This is a genomic window from Nocardioides caeni (genome assembly GCF_004912195.1).
Lineage (GTDB): Bacteria > Actinomycetota > Actinomycetes > Propionibacteriales > Nocardioidaceae > Nocardioides > Nocardioides caeni.
This window is the reverse complement of sequence record NZ_STGW01000042.1, coordinates 1-1069: the sequence shown is the minus strand read 5'-3', so window position 1 is coordinate 1069 and position 1069 is coordinate 1. Positions and strand designations below refer to the sequence as shown.

The window sequence follows — 1069 nt, the reverse complement described above, 5'->3', positions numbered from 1 at the left end:
CCGAGCCGCAGTTCGAGGGCCAGACCAAGGCCAAGCTCGGCAACACCGAGGCCAAGGGCTTCGTGCAGTCGGTCGTCAACGACCAGCTGGGCGCCTGGCTGGAGCAGAACCCGGGCGAGGGCAAGGAGGTCATCCGCAAGGCGCAGGCCGCGGCGACCGCCCGGATCGCGGCCCGCAAGGCCCGCGACCTGGCCCGCAACCGCAAGGGACTGCTCGGCGGAGGCGGCCTGCCGGGCAAGCTGCGCGACTGCTCCTCGCGCAACCCCGAGGAGTGCGAGGTCTTCATCGTCGAGGGTGACTCCGCCGGCGGCTCGGCCGTCATGGGCCGGGAGAACCGGATCCAGGCGATCCTCCCGATCCGCGGCAAGATCCTCAACGTCGAGAAGGCGCGCATCGACAAGGTCCTGGCCAACACCGAGGTCCAGGCGATCATCTCCGCGCTCGGCACGGGCGTGCACGAGGAGTTCGACCTCGCCAAGCTGCGCTATCACAAGATCGTGCTGATGGCCGACGCCGACGTCGACGGCCACCACATCAACACGCTCCTGCTGACGCTGCTCTTCCGCTTCATGCGCCCGCTGATCGAGGCCGGCCACGTCTACCTCGCCCAGCCGCCGCTCTATCGGATCAAGTGGAACAAGCCGCACGAGCACGAGTTCGTCTACTCCGACGCCGAGCGCGACGCGATGATGCGCGACGGCCTCGAGCAGGGCAAGAAGCTGCCGAAGGACGCCCCGATCCAGCGCTACAAGGGTCTGGGCGAGATGAACGCCGACGAGCTGTGGGACACCACCCTCGACCCCGACCAGCGCGTGCTGCTGCAGGTCACGCTCGAGGACGCCGCCCAGGCCGACGAGATCTTCTCGATCCTGATGGGCGAGGACGTCGAGCAGCGCCGCTCCTTCATCCAGCGCAACGCCAAGGACGTCCGATTCCTCGATATCTAGGTTTCTAACGCCAGCCCTAGACATCGATAGATCGAGCCAGAGAGAGCAATCGTGACCGAGACCCCCACCGAAGAGATCACCGGCGGCGACGGCGGCGGGCGGATCCAGCCCGTCGACCTGCA

1 protein-coding gene is annotated in these 1069 nt (G+C 67.5%); it reads left to right on the top strand.

The window, feature by feature from the left end; translation table 11 throughout:
- The coding region (locus tag E9934_RS19405) for a toprim domain-containing protein (protein ID WP_238695069.1) at positions 1-947 on the top strand (947 nt) is incomplete at its 5' end.
- Positions 948-1069 lie beyond the last annotated feature (122 nt).